We start from the raw sequence: 22,460 nt of genomic DNA, 5'->3' as shown, positions 1-22,460 counted from the left end.
GCGGATCTCCTTCAGTCGCGGGCGGCGGTGGGGACGTCGGTGATCACGGCCTCGGCGGAGGCGACGACCTCCTGCTCCCGCGCGGCGATGCCGGCCAGCGGCGCGTGGACGTGCCCGTCGAGGTCGTAGGCGCGCTCGCCGTGCACGACGACGTCGACGCCCTCCTCCTCGACCTCGCGCGGCAGCCGCAGGCCGATCGTGCGGTCGAGGACCTTCGCGAGCACCCAGGTGATGACGAACGAGTAGGCGAGGACCGCGATCACGGCGATGGCCTGAACCCCGAGCAGTTCGAACCCGCCGCCGTAGAGCAGGCCGGTGCGCCCGTTCGGCGCTGCCGGGTCGGCGAGCAGGCCGATCAGGAGGGTGCCGAGCACGCCGCCCACCAGGTGGACGCCGACGACGTCGAGGCTGTCGTCGTAGCCGAGGCGGTACTTGAGCCGCACCGCGGACGCGCAGGCCACGCCGGCGGCGAGGCCGATCGCGAGCGCGCCGAGCGGGGAGACGGCACCACACGCGGGCGTGATCGCAACGAGTCCGGCCACCACACCGGAGACGCCGCCGAGTGTGGTTGCGTGCTTGTCGACGATCCGTTCGACGAGCAGCCAGCCGAGCATGGCGGCGCAGGCGGCGTTGAACGTGGTGAGCAGCACGACCGAGGCGCTGTTGCCGGCGGCGAGCGCCGAGCCACCGTTGAAGCCGAACCAGCCGAACCAGAGGATGCCGCCGCCGAGCGCGGCGAACGGCACGCTGTTCGGGCGCGGCTGGCCGGGCCAGCCGATGCGCTTTCCGAGCACGAGGATCAGCGCGAGGGCGGCGATCCCGGAGTTGATGTGCACGGCCGTGCCCCCTGCGAAATCGACGGCCGCGAGGGTGTTGGCGATCCAGCCGCCGCGCACGGCGCCGTCGGCGGAGTCGAACGCGAAGACCCAGTGCGCGATCGGCAGGTACACCAGCGTCACCCAGGCCGCACTGAACACCAGCCACGGGCCGAACCGCACCCGGTCGACGACCGCGCCGCAGATGATCGCGACGGTGATGGCGGCGAAGAGCGCCTGGAAGACCGCCACCAGCGCGGGTGGGAGCGTCGCGGCCGGGTCCTCGACGATCACGCCGCCGAGCCCGGGATACGCGGCGACGTCGCCGAGCAGGCCTGCGCCGCCGTAGGAGTCGCCGAACACGGCGGAGTAGCCGAAGAGCGTCCACACGAACGCGGTCACCGCGACCGCGCCGAAGGTCATCATGACGACGTTGAGGATGCTGCGGGCGCCGACCATGCCGCCGTAGAAGAGGGCGAGCCCGGGCACCATCAGGCTCACGCCCATCGTCGCGGCCAGGATCCATGCGGTACTTGCGGCGTCCATCGCCACTCCAGGCTGTGTCGCAGGGGGAATCGGTGTCGCCTCAGAGGAAACATCGCGCCCGTGACGGGCGTGGGGCGGCTCTGTGACGACGTCGTTTCCACCAGGTCGATGGGCCGTCACCTCCCCGCCTGACCCGTGCGCTCCGGGGGCGGGCACGGGTGGGTCGGGGGCGGCCGCGGCATGGGGCGGTCATGTTCGCCGTGGCGTCGATGTCCGGTTTGCGGGTCGACAACCCGCCCTTGGCTGTCCCGCGGTCGTCGCGAGTCCTCGCCAAGAAGCCACCTTCTTCCCGGGGGCACGCCGGCCGTCGACCTCGACGCTCAGGAGGTGCATGTCGCTGACGCCCAGTGTCGAGCGGCAGATGGTTGCCGGCCGGCCGTCGGTGCACGAACTGGCGTACGTCGGTGCTGGAACTGGCGGCTGTGGGTGGCCGCAGACACATACAGTCCTCGCTGATGGGACCGACGAGATCCGGAACCCGGAGGTGGCGGATGGGCTCGCATCGTCCGCTGGTGTCCGTACAGCCGCAGCTGCACCTCGTCGCGGTGGCCGATACCGGCGACCGGGCGCGGTTCGCGACGCTCCTCGCGGAGGTGTCCGCCCCGGTCCGGGTGCGGTCGCTCACCGAAGGTGCGTTCCACAGCGCGCTGCGCAGTGCCGTGGCCGGCGACGTCCGGGTCTCGGTGGTGAGTGGCAGCCCGTGCGTCGTCACCCGCGGCCCCGATCTGATCGGAACGAAGGATCCCGCGCTGCTGATCATCGCCCTGCCGCGGACCGGACGGGCGATGGTCGAGCAGGACGGTCGTCGTTGTCTGCTCGGGCCCGGCGGCCTGGTCAACTACGTCACCTCTCGACCGTACGAGGTGACGTACTGGGAGCCCTACGAGATGGTCGTCGTCACGGTGCCACTGGCTGCGCTGGGCTCGCACGCGGACACCCTCGCAGCGCGCACGGCCGTCGCGGTCAGCACCGACAGCGGTCCGCGGGACGTCGTGGGAACGCTGTTCGCGACGCTCGCCGCGAAGATCGACGACTGCACCGCGGGTGATGCGAGCTGCAGCAAGGAGTACCTCGCGGACGCGATCGTCTCGCTGGCCATCGCCGAGCTGGTGGACATACCACCCCAGGGTGTGGGTGACGACCTCGCCGACCGCGTGCTCGCGCACTGCCTGTCGCATCTCTCCGACCCCGGCCTCACCGTCGAGTCGGTTGCTCGCGTGCACGCGGTGTCGATCCGGTACCTCCACAAGGCCCTCGCCCCGCGCGGCATCACCCTGTCGGCCTGGATACGGACGCAGCGGCTGGAGCACATCGCCCGCGATCTCGCCGACGAGTCGCTGCGGGGGCGGACCGTCTCTGCCGTCGCGGCGCGCTGGGGGATGGCCGACTCGGGGCACCTCAGCCGCGCGTTGAAGGCGGAGTTCGGCATGACGGCGACGGAGATCCGCCGGTCAGGCCGCCGTGACCGGGCCGCAGCCCTCCCGACGCCGGGGAACGGCGACCACGTGCCGGGACGCGCTCCGCGTCGGGTAACCGGCTGATCGACCGTTCGTCGATCCCGCCGGGGACGACCGCAACTCGACAGGCCATTGTGGACATACCCAGGAGGCAGGCATGACCACGTCCGCGCAGAAGGTCGCGATCGTCACCGGAGCGTCGCGCGGCATCGGTGCCGGTGTGGCGGACGGCTATCGCAAGCACGGCTACGCCGTGGTTACGACGTCCCGCTCCATCACGGCCTCGGACGACCCGCAGGTGCTCGCCGTCGCCGGCGACCTCACCGACCCGGAGACCGCGGACCGGGTCGTGGACGCGGCGCTGGAGCGGTTCGGCCGGATCGACACACTGGTGAACAACGCCGGGGTCTTCGTGGCCAAGCCGTTCACCGCCTACACCGACGAGGACTTCGCGGCGGCCGTCGGGCTCAACCTCACCGGGTTCTTCCGCATCACCCGGCGCGCGGTCGCGGCGATGGTCGAGCGTGGCTCCGGGCACGTCATCACCGTCACGACCTCGCTCGTCGACCACGCGCTGAGCGCGGTGCCGTCGGTGCTCGCGTCGCTGACCAAGGGTGGCCTCGACGCCGCCACCCGCTCGCTGGCCATCGAGCTCGCGGGTTCCGGGGTGCGGGTGAACGCCGTCTCACCGGGCATCATCAAGACGCCGATGCATCCCGTGGAGGCGCACGGCGCCTACGCCGGTCTGCACCCGATGGGGCGGATGGGTGAGATCGAGGAGATCGTCCACGGGGTCCTCTACCTCGAGACCGCCGCGTTCGTGACCGGCGAGACGCTGCACGTCGACGGCGGCCAGAGCGCGGGGCACTGAGCGGCATGCCCACCAACATTCTGCTCGCCGAGCAGAAGGCGCTGCGCGCCACGGCACGGGAGTTCGCCGGCGACGTCCTCGCGCGGGCGCGAGAAGTGACCGATCCGCTGCCAACGGCGACCGAGCGGTATCGCGCGACTCGGCCGTTCTACGAACAGCTGGTCGCGGCCGGGTTCCTCCGCAGGCTCGTCCCGCAGGCCCTGGGCGGGGACGGCACCGGTGCCTCGGCGGCCGCGGTACTGGCCGAGGAGCTCATCGCGGGCGATCCGAGCGTCGCGCTGAACCTGTTCTCGACGGGGCTGGGGCTCGCACCACTGCTTCGGGCGGGCAGCGCCGAGCAGCGGGAGAGGTACCTGCCGGCCTTCCTCGCGACGTCCGGCGCGCCACTCGCGTCGTTGGCGCTGAGCGAGCCGGGTGGGACGGCCAACCTCGACGAGCGCGATCCCGGTGAGGGGCAGGCCGTCGGCCTGCAGACCACTGCACGCAGGCAGGGCGACGGCTGGGTCATCAACGGGCGCAAGCAGTGGGTCTCGCACGCGACCGGCTGGGACGGCACCGGGCCCGACGTGATGTCGGTCGTGTGCCGGGCGGGCGACGACCCCGATCCGCGGAAGTCGCTGGCCGTGCTGCTGGCCGCCGGCCCGATCGACGGGTTGCGGATCGATGAGCTCATCGACCCGCTCGGTCATCGGGCGCACCTGCTCCCGCGGTTCTCCCTCGTCGACGTCCGGGTGCCGGCCGCGAACCTCGTCGGTGAGGTCGGCGCGGGCCTGGGCATCGTCGGTGCCGCGTTCGGCGGGGCCCTCATCGGCGCGTGCGCGGCGGGGGTCATGCGCGTCGCCTTCGACGTCGCGCTGCGCTTCGCCCGCACCGACCGCCGCGGCGGCCGGGTCCCGGTCGTCGCGCATCAGGGGGCGGGGTTCGTCCTGGCCGACGTGAAGACCCGCATCGAGGCGGTTCGCAGCCTGACCTACCGCGCGTGCGCCGCGCTCGACCGGGGATCGCCCGGGGCCGAGGAGCTGTCGGTGCACGCCAAGGTGTTCGGCTCGGAGGCGGCGGTGCAGTCGCTCGTCGACCTCATGCGCGTGGTCGGGGTGGAGTCCTACGGACATCACCTGCCGCTCGCGGGACTGCTCCAGGACGCCCTCGCCTATCCGTTGTTCAGCGGCGGCAACATCGCCTTTCGCCGCCGTCGTCTGCAGGCGCTGCTCGCCGACCCGGACTACGACCAGTGGAGCACCATCGACGACTGAACGGCGCTGCTGGCACCTCGACCTGCACCGACCGGCACCGCACACGTGCCCAAGACAGGGCATCCTCGACGGGTCGCGGTGAGCGTCGGACCGATGGACACGCTGCACACTGCATCCAACGTGCAGGTTCTCGGTCCCGACGCGTGACGGTGTCCCCGTCACGGCCGTCGTCCACGCAGTCCACCACCCGCCCGGGGTCTGCGACCGTCACTCCAGCTGCACCCCGGACAGGCCGCGGGCGACCAGCCCGCGCAGGAACGCCAAGCAGCCCGCCCCGTCCTCGGCCGAGGTCACGTCCAGGCCGAGGATCTCGCGGTGCCCGTCGGCGTTGACCCCGGCCGCGATCAGGGCGCGCACGTTGACCACCCGGCCGTCCTCACGAACCTTGACCATGAGGGCATCGACCCAGATGAACGTGTAGGGCCCGTGATCGAGGTATCTCCGCGGGTCATGGCTCCGATCGCCGCCACGTACAGCACCCGCTCGTCGCCCTGCCGCCTGGCTCGGGCGACGAGGTCGTCGGCCGCGGCGCTGGGGCCCCGATCTCGCCGACCGTCGGCTCCCGATGGGCGAGCAGGTCCCGACGGGCCGGTCCGCAGCGCGTCGCCGCAATCCAGAGTGGACCCGTTGGGCCTGATCCGGCGCGGAACGGGTAGCAGGTCCACATGGACCTGCCTTTTGCGCCATCCGACGGGCCGGTGGGACCGGACGAGCTCGCTGAGATCGCGCGTTGCATCGCCGAGCACCCGCGGTTGTGGGAAGACGATCTGGACCACGACCGTAGGAAGCGGACCTACAACGAGGTGTTCACCAGCGAGCATCTCGGGGTGTGGGTGATCTGCTGGAACGCCGACGACCACGACACCGGGTACCACGACCACGGCAGCTCCTGTGGTGCGGTTCATGTGGCGCGCGGGGTGATCCGGCACGAGCACCTGCGGCTGGGGGCGCGGCCGGTCGGGGGGCCGGTGTGGGCGGGGGAGGGGTTCTGCTTCGACGGCACGGTGATCCACCGGATGCGGCGGGAGCCGAGGGCCGAGCTGACCGTCACGATCCATGCCTACTCGCCGCCGCTGGTCGAGACCGGTCAGTACCGCCAGGATGACCGTGACGAGCTGCTGCACCGGGTGCCCACCGCAGCCGAGGAGCAGCTGCGACCGCAGGGCTTCCAGGGCGATCCCACCGGGTTGCCGCCGAGCCGCCCCGACCCGGCGTCGTCCGCGATGTCCTGACCGGGTGTGATCGTCACGGGGGCCGCATTGGCTGCCTTCGGGTCCGAGGTGTCCCGGCGAGCGGTTCTGCTCGGCGGGATCACCGTCGCGGCCGGCGCCGGCTGTGCAGGAGGAACGTCCGACATGGGGAAGACGGGGAACGACCCCTCACGGCTGACCGCCCGGCCGCCCGCGACCCCGCCGGATCGGACGGGTCAGCGGCCCGGGCTGCGCGCCGTGGACCTCGGTCAAGGGCGTGAGGTACTGCTGCACGTACCGGCGGGAATCGACGTCGGTACGCCGGCACGGCTGGTGGTCAGCCTGCACGGTGCCGGCGGTGACGCGCGCGCCGGGCTCGGCCCGCTCGTCCCGCTGGCCGAGACGCATCGGCTCCTCGTGCTCGCCCCGACATCGCAGGACAGGACATGGGACGTCATCGTGGGTGGCTGGGGACCGGACGTCCGCCGTATCGACGAGGCGCTGAAGGACGTCTTCGCGTCCTATCCACTCGACCCACGGCGGCTCGCCATCAGCGGGTTCTCCGACGGGGCGTCCTACGCGCTCTCGCTCGGACTGGCCAACGCCGACCTGTTCACCCACATCCTCGCGTTCTCGCCCGGGTTCGTCGTGCCCGCGCGCCCAGCCCGCACGCCCGGCGTGTACGTCTCCCACGGCCGGGCCGACGACGTGCTGCCGATCGATCGGACGACCCGACGCATCGTCCCGAGGCTGCGGTCGGCGGGCATCCCCGTCGAGGTGCACGAGTTCGACGGCGGCCACACCGTCCCCGCCGGCATCGCCGCGGAGGCCGTGCACCGTCTCGCCGAATGACGCCGGCTAACGGCGAACACGACGACGAGCGGTTCAAGGACGAGGAGTTCGATCGCGGGCGGTCCTGCACTCACCGCGCTACCGGCCGGCGCAGGGTGCGGAAGGTGATGGAGTACCGCAGGGCGGGCACGGCGGGGATGCTGTGCTGCCAGGCGGACCGGGCACTGCCGCTCAGGATGTAGACCGAGCGCGGCGCGAGCGCCGCCTCGTGCACCTGGCGCTCGCCGCCGACGCGCCGCTGGAAGCGCATCACGCAGCCGGACAGCAGCGAGACCCCGACGACGATCGGGCCGAAGACGGGTGCGTCCCGGTGCCAGCCGATGGTTGCGCCGGGTGGGTACCGGGTGACGAGCGTCTGCGCCAGGTCCTGCGGGGCCAGTCCGGCGAGCTGGGCGCACCGCTCGCGCAGGGGTTCGAGCTCGCGGGGGAGCGGTGGCGCGGGCTGCAGTAGCCACGACTCGTAGCCGTACTCGAGGTCGAAGTGCCTGACGGTACGGCGGGCGACTTGTCCGCGAATCTCCACGGGCTGCAGGTCCAGCGACTCCACGACGGCGAGCAGGTCCTGCTCTTCGTGGGGGAAGAGCACGTCGGGGTGGTAGGAGAGCCCTTCCGGGCGTTCCGCGATCCCGCGCATCCGTCCCACCCAGGCCAGGGTAGGGCGGCGACGACGCGCTGCGGGGGCGGCAGAATCCGGACGCGGTGTGAACCGAAGGGCAAGGGGCGTCGGAGCGCGCAACGGAGGTCGGGTCTCAGGCGCGGCCGACGCGCGTAGCTGTCGCCGGTGGAGCTGCGGCGGCCGGCTGTCTCATCGGCGTAACCCCCCCGGCCTCGACGCACTCGTTCGCCGCGTTGCAATGGCGCAGGTCCTGCCCATGGGCGGCATGGCAATCACACCGGGCGCCTCCCTGACATTGCCACCACGTACGCCTACCTACGGGTGCGCTCGCTTGATGAGGGATGCTCGCGCGGCTGGTGGGCCGGATACCCCTAGCACCATCGAGCGGGCGGCACCCACGGCCGTACGAGCTGCACCTGCAACAGCAAACTCAACTGCAACTTGAGGGAGTCTCTCCGCGCACATGTGCGGTTCTACTCGGAGGATGGCGACAGCGATGCCCTTGCTGAACTGGGCGACGCGGGAGGTGAGCTTGTGGAGATCCGCACGAAGGCGGCGTTGACGACGGTCATCCGGGCGCAGGGGCGTGCCGCGCTGGTCGTCAACGTTCGATCCCGCCGGGGGCGCAGGCACTTCGCGGAGGTTCGGCAGCGGTTGCAGGCCGCGGGGCTGGACCTCATGGGCGTCTGGCCGGTCAGTGATCCCGCCGACCTGCCGCAGCGCCTCGCCTCGGCGGCCACGTGCGGCGCTGACCTGGTGGTGGTCGGCGGTGGGGACGGCACGTTGAGCGAGGCCTGCCATCAGCTCGCCCATCGTGACGTGTGCCTGGGCGTGCTGCCGTTGGGGACCACGAATAATTTCGCTCGCAGTCTCGGCCTGCCGCTGAACCTCTCCGAGGCGGTGCGGACCCTCACCGAGGGCAAGGTGGCCGACGTGGATCTCGGCCACGCGGCCGGTCGCCATTTCGCCAATCTGACCAGCCTCGGGGTGTCGGTCCTGGTGGCCGAACACGTCCCGCACGGACTGAAACGGCTCCTCGGCCGGGCCGCCTACCCGCTGACCGCGCTGGCGCTGCTACCCCGCCACCAGCCGTTCCGTGCCCGGCTGAGGGTGGACGGCGAGGTGTACGAGCTGGCCACCCACCAGCTGAACATCGCCAATGGCAGCTTCCACGCCGGCCGCGCGATCGCCGCCGACGCCGGCGTCGACGACCGGTTGCTCGTGGTCTACCGGCTCGGTGACGCCAACCGGCTCCGCCTCACCGCCGCCACCGTGCGCCAGGCTCTCTACGGCCCGTACCGGCCGCTGGCCCGCAGCCCGTTCCTGACCGCCGACAAGCTGTGGCTGGAAACCGATCCGCCCCTCGACCTCGACATCGACGGCGAGATCCGCGGACGCACGCCCGTGCAGATCACGCTGGAGGCCAACGCGCTACGCGTGATGGTCCGCCCTTCCTTCAGAGACACCTGAGCCTTCTCGCCGCCCAACGCCGCGGAGCTTCCGCTCGCTGCATGAAGCGCTGGCACCAGGTCGCCGGCGGCACCGCCGGTGCGCGCCTCTACATCGCCACCCCTGAGCACCCCGACCCCAACGAGCAGAGCCTTGTCGTAAGGCGGTTCCTGGTCCACGGGCAGGTCAGATTGACGGTCTTGCCGGTCCCGGCGTTGAGGGAAGTGGCGCTCTGGGGCGACGACAGGCCGAGCGAAGGTCACCGATGTGCTCTCGGGGGTTGGTCGGCGTCAGCACAGGAAGTGCGACGCTGGCAGACCGGCCGTCGTGACCGGTGGGGTCGGGGTAACGCCGGCTGCGCTGGTGCGAGCCACAGCGTTGTGACGCGGTGTTGGGGTGATTGTGGACGTGATGCACGGCGGTGAGGCCGCCCCCGGTGCGGATGGGCCGCAGAGGGCTGGAGGCGCGGGCGAGTGGCCGGGGGAGCCGGTGCGAATGCCGGCGCCGGGGGTGCCGCCCTCGACGCGGCCCACTTCGGGCGCGCCCGCGCAGATCGAATTCGCGCCGCAGGAGCCGACCCGCTGGCTGGTGCCGAAGCTGTTGGTGCTGATCGGGGTGCAGGTTGCGTTGTCGACGAAGTTCGCGGAGTTCTTCGACCGGCGCGACGCCCACACCGGCGTCCTGGCGACTCGACTCCCCGATGCGACACACGCCGGCGGGGATCGCTGGAGCCTGGTGGAGACGGTTGGCGGTTATGACTTCACGGGTGCCGAGGAGTTGTGGCTGGACTACGTCTCCGATTCCGGGGACGGGTTCGACGCGACCACCACCATCGCCGCGCTGGTGGCCCGCGAGAGCCTTACCCTGCCCGGCCCGACGGGCGAGCACTTCACGCGGGCGGGCGCGATTCTGGTGTTGGGCGGGGACCAGGCGTACCCGTTCGCGACGATGGAGGAGTATCGCAACCGGTTGGTCGGCCCGTTCCGGTCGACGCTGCCGTGGACCTGGCATCCGCGGTGGCTGTTCGCCATCCCGGGCAACCACGACTGGTATGACGGCCTGGCCAGCTTCGTGAAACAGTTCTGCCAGGGCCGCTGGATCGGCGGGTGGAAGACTTGCCAGACCCGCAGCTACTTCGCGCTGGCCCTGCCGCACAACTGGCACCTGTGGGCGGTGGACGTGGCGCTCGCCACCGATATCGACACCGGGCAGCTCGACTACTTCGAGGAGCGGGCCCGCGCGCTGGAACCGGGGGCACAGATCGTGCTGTGCGCGGCCAAGCCGACCTGGACCGCAACCCGCCAGGACCCGGCAGCGCACGACGTGCTGGAGTACTTCCAGCGGACGGTGATCGGTGCCCGGGCCGAGCTGCGGCTCACCCTGGCCGGTGACTTGCACTTCTACGCCCGCTACACGACCGCCGATGGCGAGAGCAAGATCGTTGCAGGGGGTGGGGGCGCCTACCTGTCACCCACTCACCACCTGCCGACCCCGGTCCAACTGCCGGCTCCGGAGTTGTCGGAGGCTGTACCCGAGGAGCAGCCCAAGGTGTTCGGGCTCGAGCGGGTCTTCCCGGCCACCGGCGAGTCACGACGGTTGCGCCGGCGGATCTTCGGGCAGATCTACCACAACCGGGGCTTCTTCCTGGTCACGGCGGCGGTCTACGGTCTGGTGGCCATGGCGGTCCCGGCTGATCGGGTCTTCGACCGTCCCACCGGACGATGGCTGGAGGCGGTGGCGGCTCTGCTCCCGGTCACGCTGACGGCGCTGGGCCTGTTCGCTGCGCTGTACGCCTTCACCGCCGGCTCGCAGGCCTCCCCCGGTCGTAAGCGGGCCCTGGCCGCGCTGCACACCGTCCTGCATCTGGGCGTTGTGATCGCTGTCGTCGACCTGCTCCTTCACATCAGCGGAGTCGCCGCGGCGGACCCGTGGATGCGCGCCGTCCTCGGCGGGGCCGTCGGCGCCATGCTCGGCCCGCTCATGGTCGCCGTGTATCTCTGGATTGCCGACCACTGGCAGGTCAACAGCAACGAGCTGTACGCGGCCTGCGCGAACGAGAGCTACAAGAACTTCCTACGACTCCGCGTCAACCCGGACGGGCTGACCGTGTATCCGGTCGGCGTCCGGCTCCCCGCCCGATGGAAATTTGACCAGAATTTGACCGGGACCGCGCCGACCGACTCGCAGGAACGCGGAGAATGGGCCAGCCGACCCTGGTTCCAGCCGACCGAGGACATTCGCCCCGAACTCATAGAGGGCCCCATCCATATACCATCCAAGCGGCACGCACCACGCCTCACCTCTGAATGCGGGTAGCGGCGCACCAGAGCAAGTACCCGGGGATGGTCGGGAGCCGACCTGCAGCCCCGCTCGAGCGAGCCCGGCGGACCCTACGGGTGTGCAACTACGCCCCGCGAGATTCAGCCCATTTGAGCTTTCGTCAACCTGTCGAAGGGGCAGGTCAGGGCGTGTTCGGCGGTTCCCAGCAGTTGCTCCGATGGGCACCAGCGCGAGACAGGCTGAGGTCGTGGTCGCCGGTCTCCGGGTCGACTGTTGGGTCTGCACTGAGCTTTTGCCAACCTGGTCATGCGGCTGGCGATCATCAGGGTCTGGACTGCGGCGACGAGCTCGGCTGCCCGGCTCGGGCAGCACCGGATCTTGCGTAGGATCTTCCAGTTCTTCAGCTCGGCGTTGGCCCGCTCACCCGGTCCGCGCTGGCGGGCGTGTGCTGCGAGGTCACGCCACGCCAGAGCGCCCTGACCTGCCCGTCCGGCAGGCTGGCAAAGGCTCACTGAGTCCGCCCCCCGGGGAGGCACCGTCCGCGGCGCAGGTACTCACCGAAGTCGCGGGGCTGCCGGCCGAGCACCTGGTGGACGCCGTCGGACAGGTGTGCCTCGGCGCCGGCGGCCACCCAGCCGAGCATGCGGTCCACGAACGCGGCGACCTCCGCGGAGCAGCCGATCTCCCGCAGCCGCGCCGCGCAGCGGCGGGAGGAAACGGGGTCGTACCGCACAGACCGTCCGCGGGCGCGCGCCAGTTCCCCCACCGCGTCGCCGAAGCCGAGCAGCCGGGGCCCGGACAACTCGTAAACTCGTCCCACGTGGCCTGGCTCGGTGAGCACCGCCGCCGCCACCTCCGCGACGTCCTCGACGTCGACGAAGGGCACCAACCCGTTCCCAGCCGAGAGCGTGACTGTGCCCGTAGCGACCATGTCGCGCAGGAACGGCTCTTCGTCGAAGTTCTGCGCGAACCAGGTCGGGCGCAGGATGGTCCATCCCGGTGCGTGCTCCCGCACCCATCGCTCGACGGCGAGCAGATCGCCGTCGCCGGCGCGCTCCCATGCGCGGGCCGACAGCAGGACAACCCGCGGCGCGCCGCTCGCGCGGACGACGTCCAGGAACGCCGGTACCGCCTCTCCCGCCCCTGCGCTCATCAGGTACACCCCGCCGACGCCGGCGAGGGCCGGGCCCCAGGTGCCCGGGTCGTCCCAGTCGAAGCGGACGGGACCCGACCGAGAGGCGACCCGTGCCCGCCGGCCGCGGCGCCCCAGGTGGTCGGCGACCCGCCGGCCCGTCCGGCCGGTGCCACCGAGCACGAGGATCGGGGCGTCTTCCCGGGCGCTCGCGCTGCCGGTCGTCCTCACGGCGCTCTCAGCTGCTCGATGAGGCGGGCGTAGCTGTCCCCGGCGTGGCCCCGGTCGACGGCCCGCTCGATCAGGTCGCGGGTGAACCGCGGCAGCGTGGCGTCGACGCCCCGCAGCTCGCTCTCGTGCACCAGGTGCCGGGCGGGCGGCAGCTGCGTCTCGAGCGTCGCTTCCTCCCCCGGGTAGGCACCCGCGTCCACCTGCTGGGCGATGCCCGGCATGAAGGAGCCGACCGCGCGCAGCCAGCCGGTGGCGAACGGCAGGAACTCCGTCGCCGTGACGCCCTCCGTGCCGACGAGCGCCAGGGCGTGCAGGAACCCGGTCAGGCTGCTCCACATCAGCCCGAGCAGGGCACTGTCGTACAGGGACGGGACGGCGGGATCGGTCGCCAGGTGCGTGGTTGCTCCGCCCAGCGCCCGCAGGACGGGCTCGTGCACGTCGAAGGCGCCACGCGGCCCGCCGTAGAGGATCAGCGTGTCCGGGGCGCCGATGCCGGGCGGGGTCATCATGATCGCCCCGTCCAGGTAGTCCGCGCCGTGGCCCGCCGTCCAACCGGCGAGAGCGCGGGCCTGCTCCGACGAGCCCGACGTGAGGTTCGCCAGTGCGCGGCCGGCCAGCTCGCCCGCGACCGGTTCCAGGACCTCGCGCACCGCATCCGGGTCGCGCACGCACACGACCAGCAGGGGGCTCGCGGCCACCGCGTCGCGGGCCGACCCGGCGAGCACCGCGCCTTCGGTCACGAGCGGCCGCGCCTTCGCGGGCGAGCGGTTCCACACCGTCGTGCGGTGGCCGGCCCGCAGGAATGCCCGCGCCAGGGCGCTGCCCATCAGTCCGAGGCCGATCACCGTCACATCCGAACGGCCGTTCGGGGTCGTTGTGCTCATACCGGCAGTCCACGCCATGGGCGGCGACGCCGACACTGGCAGGACCGACACGACCCACCAGATTCCTGCCGTACGCTCGAGGCGTGGCGGGGAGCAGCGTGGGCGCACCCGGTTCCGTCGCCGTCGTCGTGGTCGACGACCGGGACATCCCGCTGTGGGACCTCTACGAGCTGAGCATCGCCTGCCTCGTGTTCGGGATCCCGCAGCCCGATCTCGCCGACCCCTGGTACGACATGCGCCTGTGCGCGGTGCAGTCCGACGCGCCAGGCGCCGCGCCCGGGTTCGGACTCCGCACCCGCCACGGACTCGCCGACGTGCCCGGGGCAGACACCGTCGTCGTGCCGGGCATGCCCGAAGAGTGCGTCCACGGCGACCGCGAGGTCCCGCCCGAGCTGATCGACGCGCTCCGTGCCGCCCACGCCGGAGGCGCGCGGATCGTCGCGCTCTGCACCGGGGCGTTCGCCCTCGCCGCCGCCGGTCTGCTCGACGGCAGGCGGGCCACGGCCCACTGGATGCACGCACCGGTGCTCGCCCGCCGCCACCCGGCCGTGCGCGTGGACCCCTCCGTCCTCTACATCGACGAGGGGGACGTGCTCACCAGCGCCGGTGTCACGGCCGGACTCGACCTGTGCCTGCACATCGTGCGCAGCGACCTCGGAGCCCACGTGGCCAACCAACTGGCGCGCCGGCTGGTCGTCCCGCCGCACCGCGCGGGCGGGCAGGCGCAGTTCGTGGACCTCGCTATCCCGGTCGACGACGGCAACCCGGTCGCGCCGGTGCTGCAGTGGGCGGTGGAGCACCTCGACCGTCCGCTGACCGTGCAGGACCTCGCCCGGCGGGCGGGGTTGAGCACGCGGACGCTGCACCGGCACGTGCGGTCCACCACGGGACGCACCCCGCTGCAGTGGCTGCTCACCCAGCGGCTCGCCCGCGCTCAGGCGCTGCTGGAGGCCACCGACCTGCCCATCGAGCTCGTCGGGGAGCGCAGCGGGCTGGGCACGGCGAACAACCTCCGCCGCCAGTTCGCGCTGCACGTCGGGGTGCCGCCCACCGAGTACCGCCGCACCTTCCGGGCCTCCGCCGGCCACGTCGGGTCCCGGCAGCACGAACGGCCCGTCCGCGCGTAGCTGTCGCTCGAAGCCGACATGCGCCCGGCGCGAACGCGCCCAGCAGTCCTGCTCGTCACCGCCGTGGTGGCCATGTCGTTCGCGTGCTCTGCAGGCCCGCTACTCCGTACGCCACGCCAGAGCGGCCCTGACCTGCCCGTCCGGCAGGTTGGCAAAGGCCCACTGGCTGGGAATCGGCTGGTGACCGGCAGGCGAACTGGGCGTCGTCACTCGGAAACGAGTTCACCGCCGATTGGAATTGCGGCGGTAGGGGCCTCGCTGTCGGCATAGCTTGATGTCGTCGCCTCGGAGCGCTCGAACATCGCGCGCTGGCTGAAGAGTTCGATCAGTTCCGTAAATATCGGCGATGGGTCTTCCATGTGGAAAGCCTTTCCTTCGGGTAGCGCCGTCCACCTCCGGGTGTCCTTCTGGCTTGGCAACGACTGCTGGGCTGGGCTGGTTTCGTTTGGTTCACGATCTGATGAATGCCTAGCTGATGCATTACAGAGCGTGCGTGCCGGTTGCTGAAGCTCCTGGCTCGTTGATCTTGTTGCGGTCGCGTCCCGGCCCGTCGAGGTGACCAGATCGGCCAGCGGCCATCAGGTTCGCGCACAGTGCTGATTCGCTCCCGCGACCCGCCGGCCCTGGGGCTGCCCGCGCGGCTCCCCGGCTGATCAAGGTGTCCGCTCAGAAGGCGGTGTATCCGCCGTCGACGGGGAGGACCGCTCCGGTGATGTACGTCGATTCCGATGATGCGAGGAAGAGGACCGCGTCGGCGACCTCTTCGGGGGTGGCGAGGCGGTGGAGCGGGATCTGGGCTTCGCGCTCGCGGCGGTAGGCCTCGGGGTCGGGGCTGCGCCGAATAGATGCATCGATGATCGGGGTGGCGGTCGGGCCCGGAGTGACGACGTTGACGCGGATGTTGCGCGGCGCCCATTCGATCGCCGCGCCCTTGTTGAGCATGATCAGGCCTCCCTTCGCGGCGGAGTACATGACTTCCTCGGGCTTGGCGACCATGCCGAGCCGTGAGCTGACGCAGACGAACGAGCCTCCTGCGGTGGGCATCAGCGGCGCGAAGTGCTTCATCACCAGGAACGCGCTGAGTAGATTGCTGTGGAGTACGTTCTTCGCGTCGTCGTAGGCCATCTCGGTGGGCCAGGCCACCGACGCCGCGGCCGTGGGACCCGCCGCCTGGCGTGAGAAATCCAAGTTTGCGGTGAGGGCGCCGAGTGAGCGCACGATCGATCGGGCTCGGGTTTGTCGGGTCGGGGCAGAATCGCGAAACCGGCTCCCCGTTGCCCGAGTGGAACTGCTTCGCCAGCTCGACGAAGTGGCGGATGCTATCCCCGCTCGGCTCGTCACCCCGGGACCGGGCGGGCAGGACCCAGCGGGAGCTCGGCCTGCAGGGCGGTGCCCGCACCGAGTGGGCTGCGCACCCGGAGCCGGCCGCCGAGTGCCTCCGCGCGGTCCTTGAGCCCGACCAGGCCGGAGCCGCCGGCGAGGTCGGCACCGCCGCGGCCGTCGTCGCGCACTGACACCCGCAGCACGTCGCCGCCGTTGCCGGCGTCGTCCTCGGCGGTGTCGGTGTTGATTTCGATGTGGACGACAGAAGCGTCGGCGTGTTTGGCCGCGTTGGTCAGCGCCTCCGCCACCAGGTAGTAGGCGGCGATCTCGATCGGCTCCGGTAGCCGCCCGTCGACGCGCACTGTCAGCTCGACCGGAACTGGAGAACGGCGGGCGAGACCCTTCAGCGCCGGGCGCAGCCCGGCCTCGGCGAGGATCGCCGGGTGGATGCCGCCGGCCAGCTCGCGCAGCTCGTCCAGGGCGCTGGTCGCCTCCACTGCCAGATCGTTCAGCTGGGCCGCCAGCTCGTCGGCCTCCGGCGGCGCCACCGTCTGCATCGCGGCCTGGGCGGTGCGCGCTCGGATGGCCAGGGAGACCAGTCGTTGCTGTGCGCCGTCGTGCAGATCCCGCTCGATGCGCCGGCGCGTTTGGTCGGCTGTGGTGACGATCCGCGCCCGCGACGTGGTGAGCTCGGCGTACAGCTGGGCGTTGTCGAGGGAGACGGCGAGCTGGCCGGCGATGAGCCGGACGGCGTCGAGCCGCTCGGTGCTGAACGCGCCGCGGATCAGGCGGTTCTCGAGCACCAGCACGGCCCTCAGGGTGCCGCGGCTGAGGATGGGCAGGGCCAGCAGGGAGCAGTGGTCGACGCCGGCGAGGTATGGGTCGCGGGCGAAGCGGTCGTCGCGGGTGGCGTCGTCCACGACCAGCGGTTCACCGGTCCGCTGGGCGTAGCGCAGCACGGACATCGGGATCGCGCGTTCGTTCCCGGTGCCGCTGATCGGGACGGCGCGGCCGCCCGGTGCCGGCAGCAGCCAATCTTGGCTGTCGTCGCCCCACAGCAGCAGCTGGACGCCGGTGGCACCGGTCATCGTGCCGAGCACCTTTGCCACGTGGGCGTGCAGCTGCTCGACACTGGTCTCGGAGCTCAGCGCCTGCGACGCCGACAGGATGCCGAGCAGATCAAGGGTTCCCGACGTGACGGTGACCCGCTGATGAAGAACACCTTTGGGCTGGTCAGCGCTCTGCTCGGTGATCACGTCAGGGTGCGGTTGCAGACTTGGGTAGGCCCAGTCCAGCTGACCGGCTTTCGCGGACGCGCCCCATGCGACGTAGTGCCGGCGGGCTTGGGCCAGCAGCTCGTAACCAGAGTGCTCGAGGCCGTGTGCGAGGTAGAAGCGGGCCGCGCGTTCGGCGATCAGAGCTCGATGCCACGGCCGCCGACGCTGAGCGACCTCCCGCCGCGCGGCGTCGAAGCCGAAGGCGGCGGCGCGGAAGTCCCCGACAGTCCACGCACGTTCGGCCTCGAGCCACCGCTGCAGGTGCAGGAAGTTGTCCGGCGCGTCCGCAGCCCGCGCGGCCAGCCATCGCGTCACATCGTCCAGCTCGGACAGCAGATGGCCGCCTTCGTCGCCCGTCGTGCGGGCCTGCCCGGCCACTGCCACCCCGCGCAACACCTGCGCCACGGCGCTCGAGTAGATGCCCAAGGCGGCCGGCGGCAGCGGCATCACCGCCGCGGTGTGCCGCGCCAGGCCGGCCGGATCGCCGAAGATGGCTGCGACGATCGCGCGCGTGAGGTGCGCGTGGAACTGGGCCAACGGGTTGCCGGCATACCTGTCGATGGGGACCGCCTCCGCCGCGGCGGAGCCGTCACCCCGCAGCACATGAACGAGCCACCGGTAGCAGTCGAGCCACTGCCCGGCCTGCTCGTTGCCGGTTCGGCGCACGAAGGCCACCCCCGCCTCCACCTCGGCTGCGTAGGTGTCCAGCGCTGGCGCGCAGTCCAGCAGGCCCGTCACGGTTCGGTGGTAGGTGTAGCCCGCGTTGGCGAGATCGCCCCCGAAGCTCAGCCCTTCCCGGGCCCGCTGACCTGCATCGACATTGTCTTCGATCGGCTCGAACCAACAGGCGAGCATGGCGAACAGCGAGAGCGCCTGCGACGTGAAGGGTTCGTAGCCGCGGGACTCGGCCAGCGCCAGGACCCGCCGCAACCCGCGGTACCCGGCGTCGTAGTCCCCGCGCAGCGTCACAGCGACGAAGGGCGCGTGGCTCGCTGGGCCGAGCAGACCGGGCGCCGGGCCGTGCTCGATCCAGATCCGCAGCGCCTCCAGGCTCAGCCAGGCGAGCGTGGCGTGGTCGGTGATGTAGCAAGCCGGGAGGATTGCGTTGAGCAGGTGGGTGGTGGCGAGCAGTGTGGGGTCGGTGATGTCCGGCCGGGCCAGCTCGTCGGAGGCGCTCGTGTGGTCCAGCCACCGGTACAGATGCCCGAACTGGCGGTCGAGGTCGGCGAGGAGCCGACCGGGGGCCGGGACGGCGATGCCGAGCTCATGCAGCGACTCGATGCCGAGAGCGATCGCCTCCGCGAATCGGCTCCGGTAGGTGAGGCTTCTCACCTGCACCGCCGTCGCGCCGGCGTGCTCCGTCGTGGTCGTGCACAGCCTCCTGATCGCGCTGTATTCCTCGTCCGCCTCCTCCAAGCGGCCAAGGCCGTACAGGGCGGCGTGCCGGCCGGTGTGCGCTGCGATCAGCGTGGCTCTGTCATCGGCGCCGATCAGATGTAGTGCGGCGGCGAAGAGCTCGTTCACCAGGGCGTGATCCCCGATCAGCGCGGCTTGGTCGGCTGCGGCCCGTAGCAGTTCCACCACCAGCCGCCGCTCTGCGGCATCGTCCACTGTGCCGGCCACTGGCAGGTACTGGCCGGCCGCGGCCGCGAACAGCTCCGGCACGGCGGCCAGCCGCCGCGCCATGGCCAGGTGCAACGCGTGCCGCCGCCGTGGGTCCAGCCCGCCCATGACCGCCTCGCGGAGCCGGTCGTGGCGGAACCGCACTGCCTGGTTCGGCCCGGGCTCGGCCACCAGCAGACCCTCCTTCAGGGCGGGCGCCAGCGCCTGTTCCACCATGACGGACGGCTCGCCGGTCGCGGCTGGCAGCAGGCTCAGCTCGGCCCGCCCGCCGAGGCACGCCATCGCCTCCAGAACCGCCCGGGACGGCGCCGGCAGGGCCTCGACTCGCGCCAGCAGCAGCGCGGCGACCTCGAAGCGGCCCAAGTGGGCGTGCACGGCCGCCGCCTCCCACCGCCAACCGGCGGCCGTCGCGGTCAGCAAGCCGTCCCGACGCAGCGCGTCGAGCAGCTCAACCGTCTCGTACGGATTACCCGACGTGCACGGACCGATCACCTCCGCCAGGCCCGCCGCCGCGGCGGGGTCGACGTGCAGCATCTCGGAGATCAAGGCGACAGACCCGGATTCCGACAGGTTGGCCAGCCGCAGGTGCCGCACTGAGGCCTGGTCCCGCCAGCGGGACAGCGCCGCCGCCAGCGGATGCACCGCGTCCACGCCGTCTTCGCGGTAGGCGCCCACCAGCAGCAGACCCTCGATCGGCTCCTCGCCCAGCACCAGGTCGACGAAGCCGAGCGGGGTGCGCCCGGCCCAGTGCAGGTCATCGAGGAACAGAACCACCGGCCGTTTCCGCGAGGCGACCGCGCGCAGCACCTTCACAGCGTTCTGCTGTGCCCGCACCTGCGCGGTCAGCGGATCCCCGGCATCGGGCGGCACCTCCAGCAGCGCCGCGAACTCCGGCACCGTCGCGGTCAGCAGACCCGCGTTCGGCCCGACCCCCCGCAAGATCCGCTCGCGGACCTCGGCCAGCTCGTCCTCCGGCTCGGCCAGCAAGAGCCGACCCAACGTGCGAAACGCCTGATAGACGGCATCGAACTCCAGATCCCGCCGATACTGGTCGAACTTCCCGGCCACGAACCAGCCGTCCACGGCGGTCACCACCGGCCGCAGCTCGTCGACCAACGTCGTCTTGCCCACTCCGGGCGCGCCGCTGACCAGTGCGCCACGAGACCGGCCCGCCAGCGCGTCCTCGAACGCCGCCTGCATCATCACCATCTCGGCATCGCGCCCCACCAGCCGCGAGGGCGGCAGGAGCCACAGCGGAAGATCATGCTCACCGATGCGTACCGGACCCGCCGCCGGATCTGTCTGGGCGTCCCGCAACCGATTCAGGTCGTAGATCACGCCCTCGGCGGTCTGGTACCGGTTGTCCGGTTCCTTCTCCAGCAGATGCATGATGATCTCTGACAGCGCCGCCGGAACAGCCGAATTCACTTCACTCGGCGGTACCGGCACCCGCGCTAAATGATCATGCGCCAGCCGCAACGGGTTGCCGGTGCCGAACGGGGGCTCGCCCGTCCCCAGCTCGTACAGCGTCGCCCCCAACGCGTACAGGTCGGCACGCTGATCCACCGACCGCCCAGTGCGCCCGGTCTGCTCGGGCGCCAGATACGCCAACGTGCCCACGATCTCCGTGTGGTGGCTGAACTCTGGACGAATTTCGGCCAACGGCGTCGCCAATGCGAAATCCACCACGCAGGGGGCGCCCTCGCGGGAGATCACGATGTTCGCGGGAGCGATGTCGCGGTGCATCACACCCCGGCGGTGCATCCCCGCGACGGCCTCAGCCAACTCCACGGCGAGCCTGATCAGAGGACTGACAGCGAGCGGCGTCGCCGATCTGGCCAGGCTCGTGCCACGGACGTCAGCCATCACGATCGATCCGGCATACCGTGGGGCATCAAGTAACTGCGCGACCCCGGCGAGCCCGCGCAGCCGATCGAGAATCGCAAGCTCGTGCCCGAGCCGACGGTCTGCGTCCGGTCCCAACGGCTCCTTGCGGATGATCGTGCGTCCGGAGAGGAAGAGCCGGGTGACGCGCGTGCGTTCGCTCTCGTGCAGGACTTCGGCCCGAGCAGGTGGACCTCGGCCTGGCAGTACTCCGCCTGGCTCCATCCGACACCTCCCGGCATGGCCGGACCTGGCTCATGCAGTGCCTACACCCAGACGCGGCATCGCGACTACCCCAGAGACCAGGGCGCTCGCGGCGCCTGCCGGCGAGGCCACGTCCGCGGAGGTGGTGTACAAGATCGCCCCCGCGTGATCTTGGTGAAGGTTATGCGGTGAGCGCCTCGGTTGTCACCGGCGGCTCGCTGGTGGCCGGGTCGGGTTCGGTGGTGATGATGCGGATGCGGGACTTGGCCAGCAGTTCCAGGCCCATGTAGCGGCGGCCTTCGGTCCATTCGTCGCTCTGCTCGGCCAGGACGGCGCCGACCAGGCGGATCAGGGCGTCGCGGCCGGGGAAGATCCCGACCACGTCGGTGCGGCGGCGGATCTCCTTGTTCAGCCGCTCTTGCGGGTTGTTGGACCAGATCTGGCGCCAGATCTCGCGTGGATAGCTGGTGAAGGCCAGTAGCTCGGCGCGGGCCGCTTCGAGGTGTTGGGCCGCGTCGCGGAAGCGGGGCTCGAGGGCGTGGATGACGCGGTCGTACTGGGCGTGCACGGCGTCGGTGTCGGCCTGGTCGAAGATGGTGCGCACCTGGGTGGCCACGTGCGGCTGCGCGCTCTTCGGGACGCGGGTGAGCAGGTTGCGCAGGTAGTGGGTGCGACACCGCTGCCAGGCCGCGCCGGGCAACGCGGAGCCGATCGCCGCGACCAGGCCGGGGTGGGCGTCGGAGATGACCAGCTGCACCCCGGACAGGCCGCGGGCGACCAGTCCGCGCAGGAACGCCAGCCAGCCGGCGCCGTCTTCGGCGCTGGCGACGTCCAGGCCGAGGATCTCCCGATGGCCATCGGCGTTCACCCCGGTCGCCACGAGCGCGTGCACGTTGACCACGCGGCCGTCCTCGCGGACCTTCACCACGAGAGCGTCGACCCAGACGAACGTGTAGGGCCCGTGATCGAGGGGGCGCTGCCGGAACGCGGTGACCTGGGCGTCGAGGTGGGTGGCCATCTCCGACACCTGCGATCGGGACAGCGACTTGACGCCGAGCTGCTCGGCGAGGCGCTCGACTCGGCGGGTGGAGACGCCGAGTAGGTAGGCGGTGGCCACGACGGTGACCAGGGCCTGCTCGGCGCGGCGGCGGTGGGTCAGCAGCCAGTCGGGGAAGTAGGAGCCCTCGCGCAGCTTGGGCACGGCGAGCTCGACGGTGCCGGCGCGGGTGTCCCATTCCCGGGCCCGATACCCGTTGCGCCGGTTGACCCGCTCCTGGCTGCGTTCGCCGTAGTCGGCGCCGCAGGCCTGGTCGGCCTGGGCGGACATCATCGCGTTCGCCAGCGAGGCGATCATCTGCCGGAGTAGATCCGGCGACGCGCCCTGCAGCTGCTGCTCCAACAGTTCGGTGACCTCGATATGGTGCGGTGCGGCCATCGTGGTGATCC

At 71.3% G+C, this 22,460-nt stretch carries 16 protein-coding genes and 2 pseudogenes; 8 read left to right on the top strand and 10 right to left on the bottom strand.

From position 1 onward, the window contains the following. Positions 1-11: 11 nt before the first annotated feature. Positions 12-1,361, bottom strand: coding sequence for an ammonium transporter (locus tag FB388_RS20935; RefSeq protein ID WP_142103933.1), 1,350 nt, complete (start codon positions 1,359-1,361; stop codon positions 12-14). Between the two features lie 512 nt (positions 1,362-1,873). On the opposite strand from FB388_RS20935, the gene FB388_RS20930 reads away from it, so the two are divergent. The 3 genes from FB388_RS20930 (at position 1,874) to FB388_RS20920 (ending at position 4,942) form a co-directional block, all read left to right on the top strand. Then, positions 1,874-2,902: an AraC-like ligand-binding domain-containing protein gene (locus tag FB388_RS20930; RefSeq protein ID WP_170225767.1), complete on the top strand. Its 1,029-nt coding sequence runs from the start codon at positions 1,874-1,876 to the stop codon at positions 2,900-2,902. Positions 2,903-2,975: 73 nt separating this feature from the next. Beyond that, positions 2,976-3,689, top strand: coding sequence for an SDR family NAD(P)-dependent oxidoreductase (locus FB388_RS20925; RefSeq protein WP_142103931.1), 714 nt, complete (start codon positions 2,976-2,978; stop codon positions 3,687-3,689). Positions 3,690-3,694: 5 nt separating this feature from the next. Continuing rightward, positions 3,695-4,942 (top strand): acyl-CoA dehydrogenase family protein, encoded by a 1,248-nt coding sequence (locus FB388_RS20920; RefSeq protein ID WP_142103930.1) that lies wholly within the window; start codon positions 3,695-3,697, stop codon positions 4,940-4,942. A gap of 213 nt (positions 4,943-5,155) precedes the next feature. On the opposite strand, the pseudogene FB388_RS20915 reads toward FB388_RS20920, so the two are convergent. After that, positions 5,156-5,383, bottom strand: a pseudogene (locus tag FB388_RS20915) (transposase); the annotation flags it as partial. Between the two features lie 224 nt (positions 5,384-5,607). Here FB388_RS20915 and FB388_RS40925 point away from each other — a divergent pair. Together FB388_RS40925 and FB388_RS20905 are read left to right on the top strand one after the other, a co-directional pair. Next, the gene (locus tag FB388_RS40925) at positions 5,608-6,174 is read left to right on the top strand and encodes a cupin domain-containing protein (RefSeq protein WP_142103929.1); all 567 of its coding nucleotides are present in this window, start codon (positions 5,608-5,610) and stop codon (positions 6,172-6,174) included. 123 nt (positions 6,175-6,297) lie between these two features. Continuing rightward, positions 6,298-6,984: an alpha/beta hydrolase gene (locus FB388_RS20905; protein WP_142103928.1), complete on the top strand. Its 687-nt coding sequence runs from the start codon at positions 6,298-6,300 to the stop codon at positions 6,982-6,984. A gap of 70 nt (positions 6,985-7,054) precedes the next feature. On the opposite strand, the gene FB388_RS20900 is transcribed toward FB388_RS20905, so the two are convergent. Beyond that, entirely contained in the window at positions 7,055-7,618 is a 564-nt protein-coding gene (locus FB388_RS20900) for an alpha-ketoglutarate-dependent dioxygenase AlkB (protein ID WP_142106159.1), read from the bottom strand. Between the two features lie 516 nt (positions 7,619-8,134). On the opposite strand from FB388_RS20900, the gene FB388_RS20895 reads away from it, so the two are divergent. Beyond that, the gene (locus tag FB388_RS20895) at positions 8,135-9,070 is read left to right on the top strand and encodes a diacylglycerol/lipid kinase family protein (RefSeq protein WP_211362139.1); all 936 of its coding nucleotides are present in this window, start codon (positions 8,135-8,137) and stop codon (positions 9,068-9,070) included. A gap of 375 nt (positions 9,071-9,445) precedes the next feature. Further along, positions 9,446-11,365 carry a hypothetical protein gene (locus FB388_RS20890; protein WP_170225766.1) on the top strand — a complete coding sequence of 640 codons (1,920 nt, stop codon included), beginning with the start codon at positions 9,446-9,448 and terminating at the stop codon, positions 11,363-11,365. 287 nt (positions 11,366-11,652) lie between these two features. On the opposite strand, the pseudogene FB388_RS20885 reads toward FB388_RS20890, so the two are convergent. The 3 genes and pseudogenes from FB388_RS20885 to FB388_RS20875 form a co-directional block, all read right to left on the bottom strand. Next, positions 11,653-11,778: pseudogene (locus FB388_RS20885) on the bottom strand (IS5/IS1182 family transposase); the annotation flags it as partial. Positions 11,779-11,837: 59 nt separating this feature from the next. Beyond that, on the bottom strand, positions 11,838-12,692 hold the full coding sequence (locus FB388_RS20880) for a Rossmann-fold NAD(P)-binding domain-containing protein (RefSeq protein ID WP_142103926.1): 855 nt from the start codon (positions 12,690-12,692) through the stop codon (positions 11,838-11,840). Beyond that, on the bottom strand, positions 12,689-13,576 hold the full coding sequence (locus tag FB388_RS20875) for an NAD(P)-dependent oxidoreductase (protein WP_142103925.1): 888 nt from the start codon (positions 13,574-13,576) through the stop codon (positions 12,689-12,691). Before FB388_RS20875 ends, FB388_RS20880 begins: the two co-directional genes overlap by 4 nt. Positions 13,577-13,704: 128 nt before the next feature. On the opposite strand from FB388_RS20875, the gene FB388_RS20870 reads away from it, so the two are divergent. Next, entirely contained in the window at positions 13,705-14,703 is a 999-nt protein-coding gene (locus FB388_RS20870; RefSeq protein WP_425468584.1) for a GlxA family transcriptional regulator, read from the top strand. A 206-nt stretch (positions 14,704-14,909) separates the two neighbouring features. Here FB388_RS20870 and FB388_RS39530 read toward each other — a convergent pair whose 3' ends face one another. The 4 genes from FB388_RS39530 to FB388_RS20855 all read right to left on the bottom strand — a co-directional run bounded on the left by FB388_RS39530 (position 14,910) and on the right by FB388_RS20855 (position 22,449). Then, positions 14,910-15,062: a hypothetical protein gene (locus tag FB388_RS39530; RefSeq protein WP_170225765.1), complete on the bottom strand. Its 153-nt coding sequence runs from the start codon at positions 15,060-15,062 to the stop codon at positions 14,910-14,912. A gap of 307 nt (positions 15,063-15,369) precedes the next feature. Beyond that, positions 15,370-15,921, bottom strand: coding sequence for an SDR family NAD(P)-dependent oxidoreductase (locus tag FB388_RS20865; RefSeq protein ID WP_246122239.1), 552 nt, complete (start codon positions 15,919-15,921; stop codon positions 15,370-15,372). A gap of 119 nt (positions 15,922-16,040) precedes the next feature. Further along, positions 16,041-21,035 (bottom strand): AAA family ATPase, encoded by a 4,995-nt coding sequence (locus FB388_RS20860; RefSeq protein WP_142103922.1) that lies wholly within the window; start codon positions 21,033-21,035, stop codon positions 16,041-16,043. A 160-nt stretch (positions 21,036-21,195) separates the two neighbouring features. Next, entirely contained in the window at positions 21,196-22,449 is a 1,254-nt protein-coding gene (locus tag FB388_RS20855) for an IS256 family transposase (RefSeq protein WP_142103921.1), read from the bottom strand. Between the last annotated feature and the right edge of the window lie 11 nt (positions 22,450-22,460).

The organism is Pseudonocardia cypriaca (genome assembly GCF_006717045.1).
GTDB lineage: Bacteria > Actinomycetota > Actinomycetes > Mycobacteriales > Pseudonocardiaceae > Pseudonocardia > Pseudonocardia cypriaca.
Note: the sequence above shows the minus strand (reverse complement) of the source record. Positions and strands in the feature narration are given on the sequence as shown.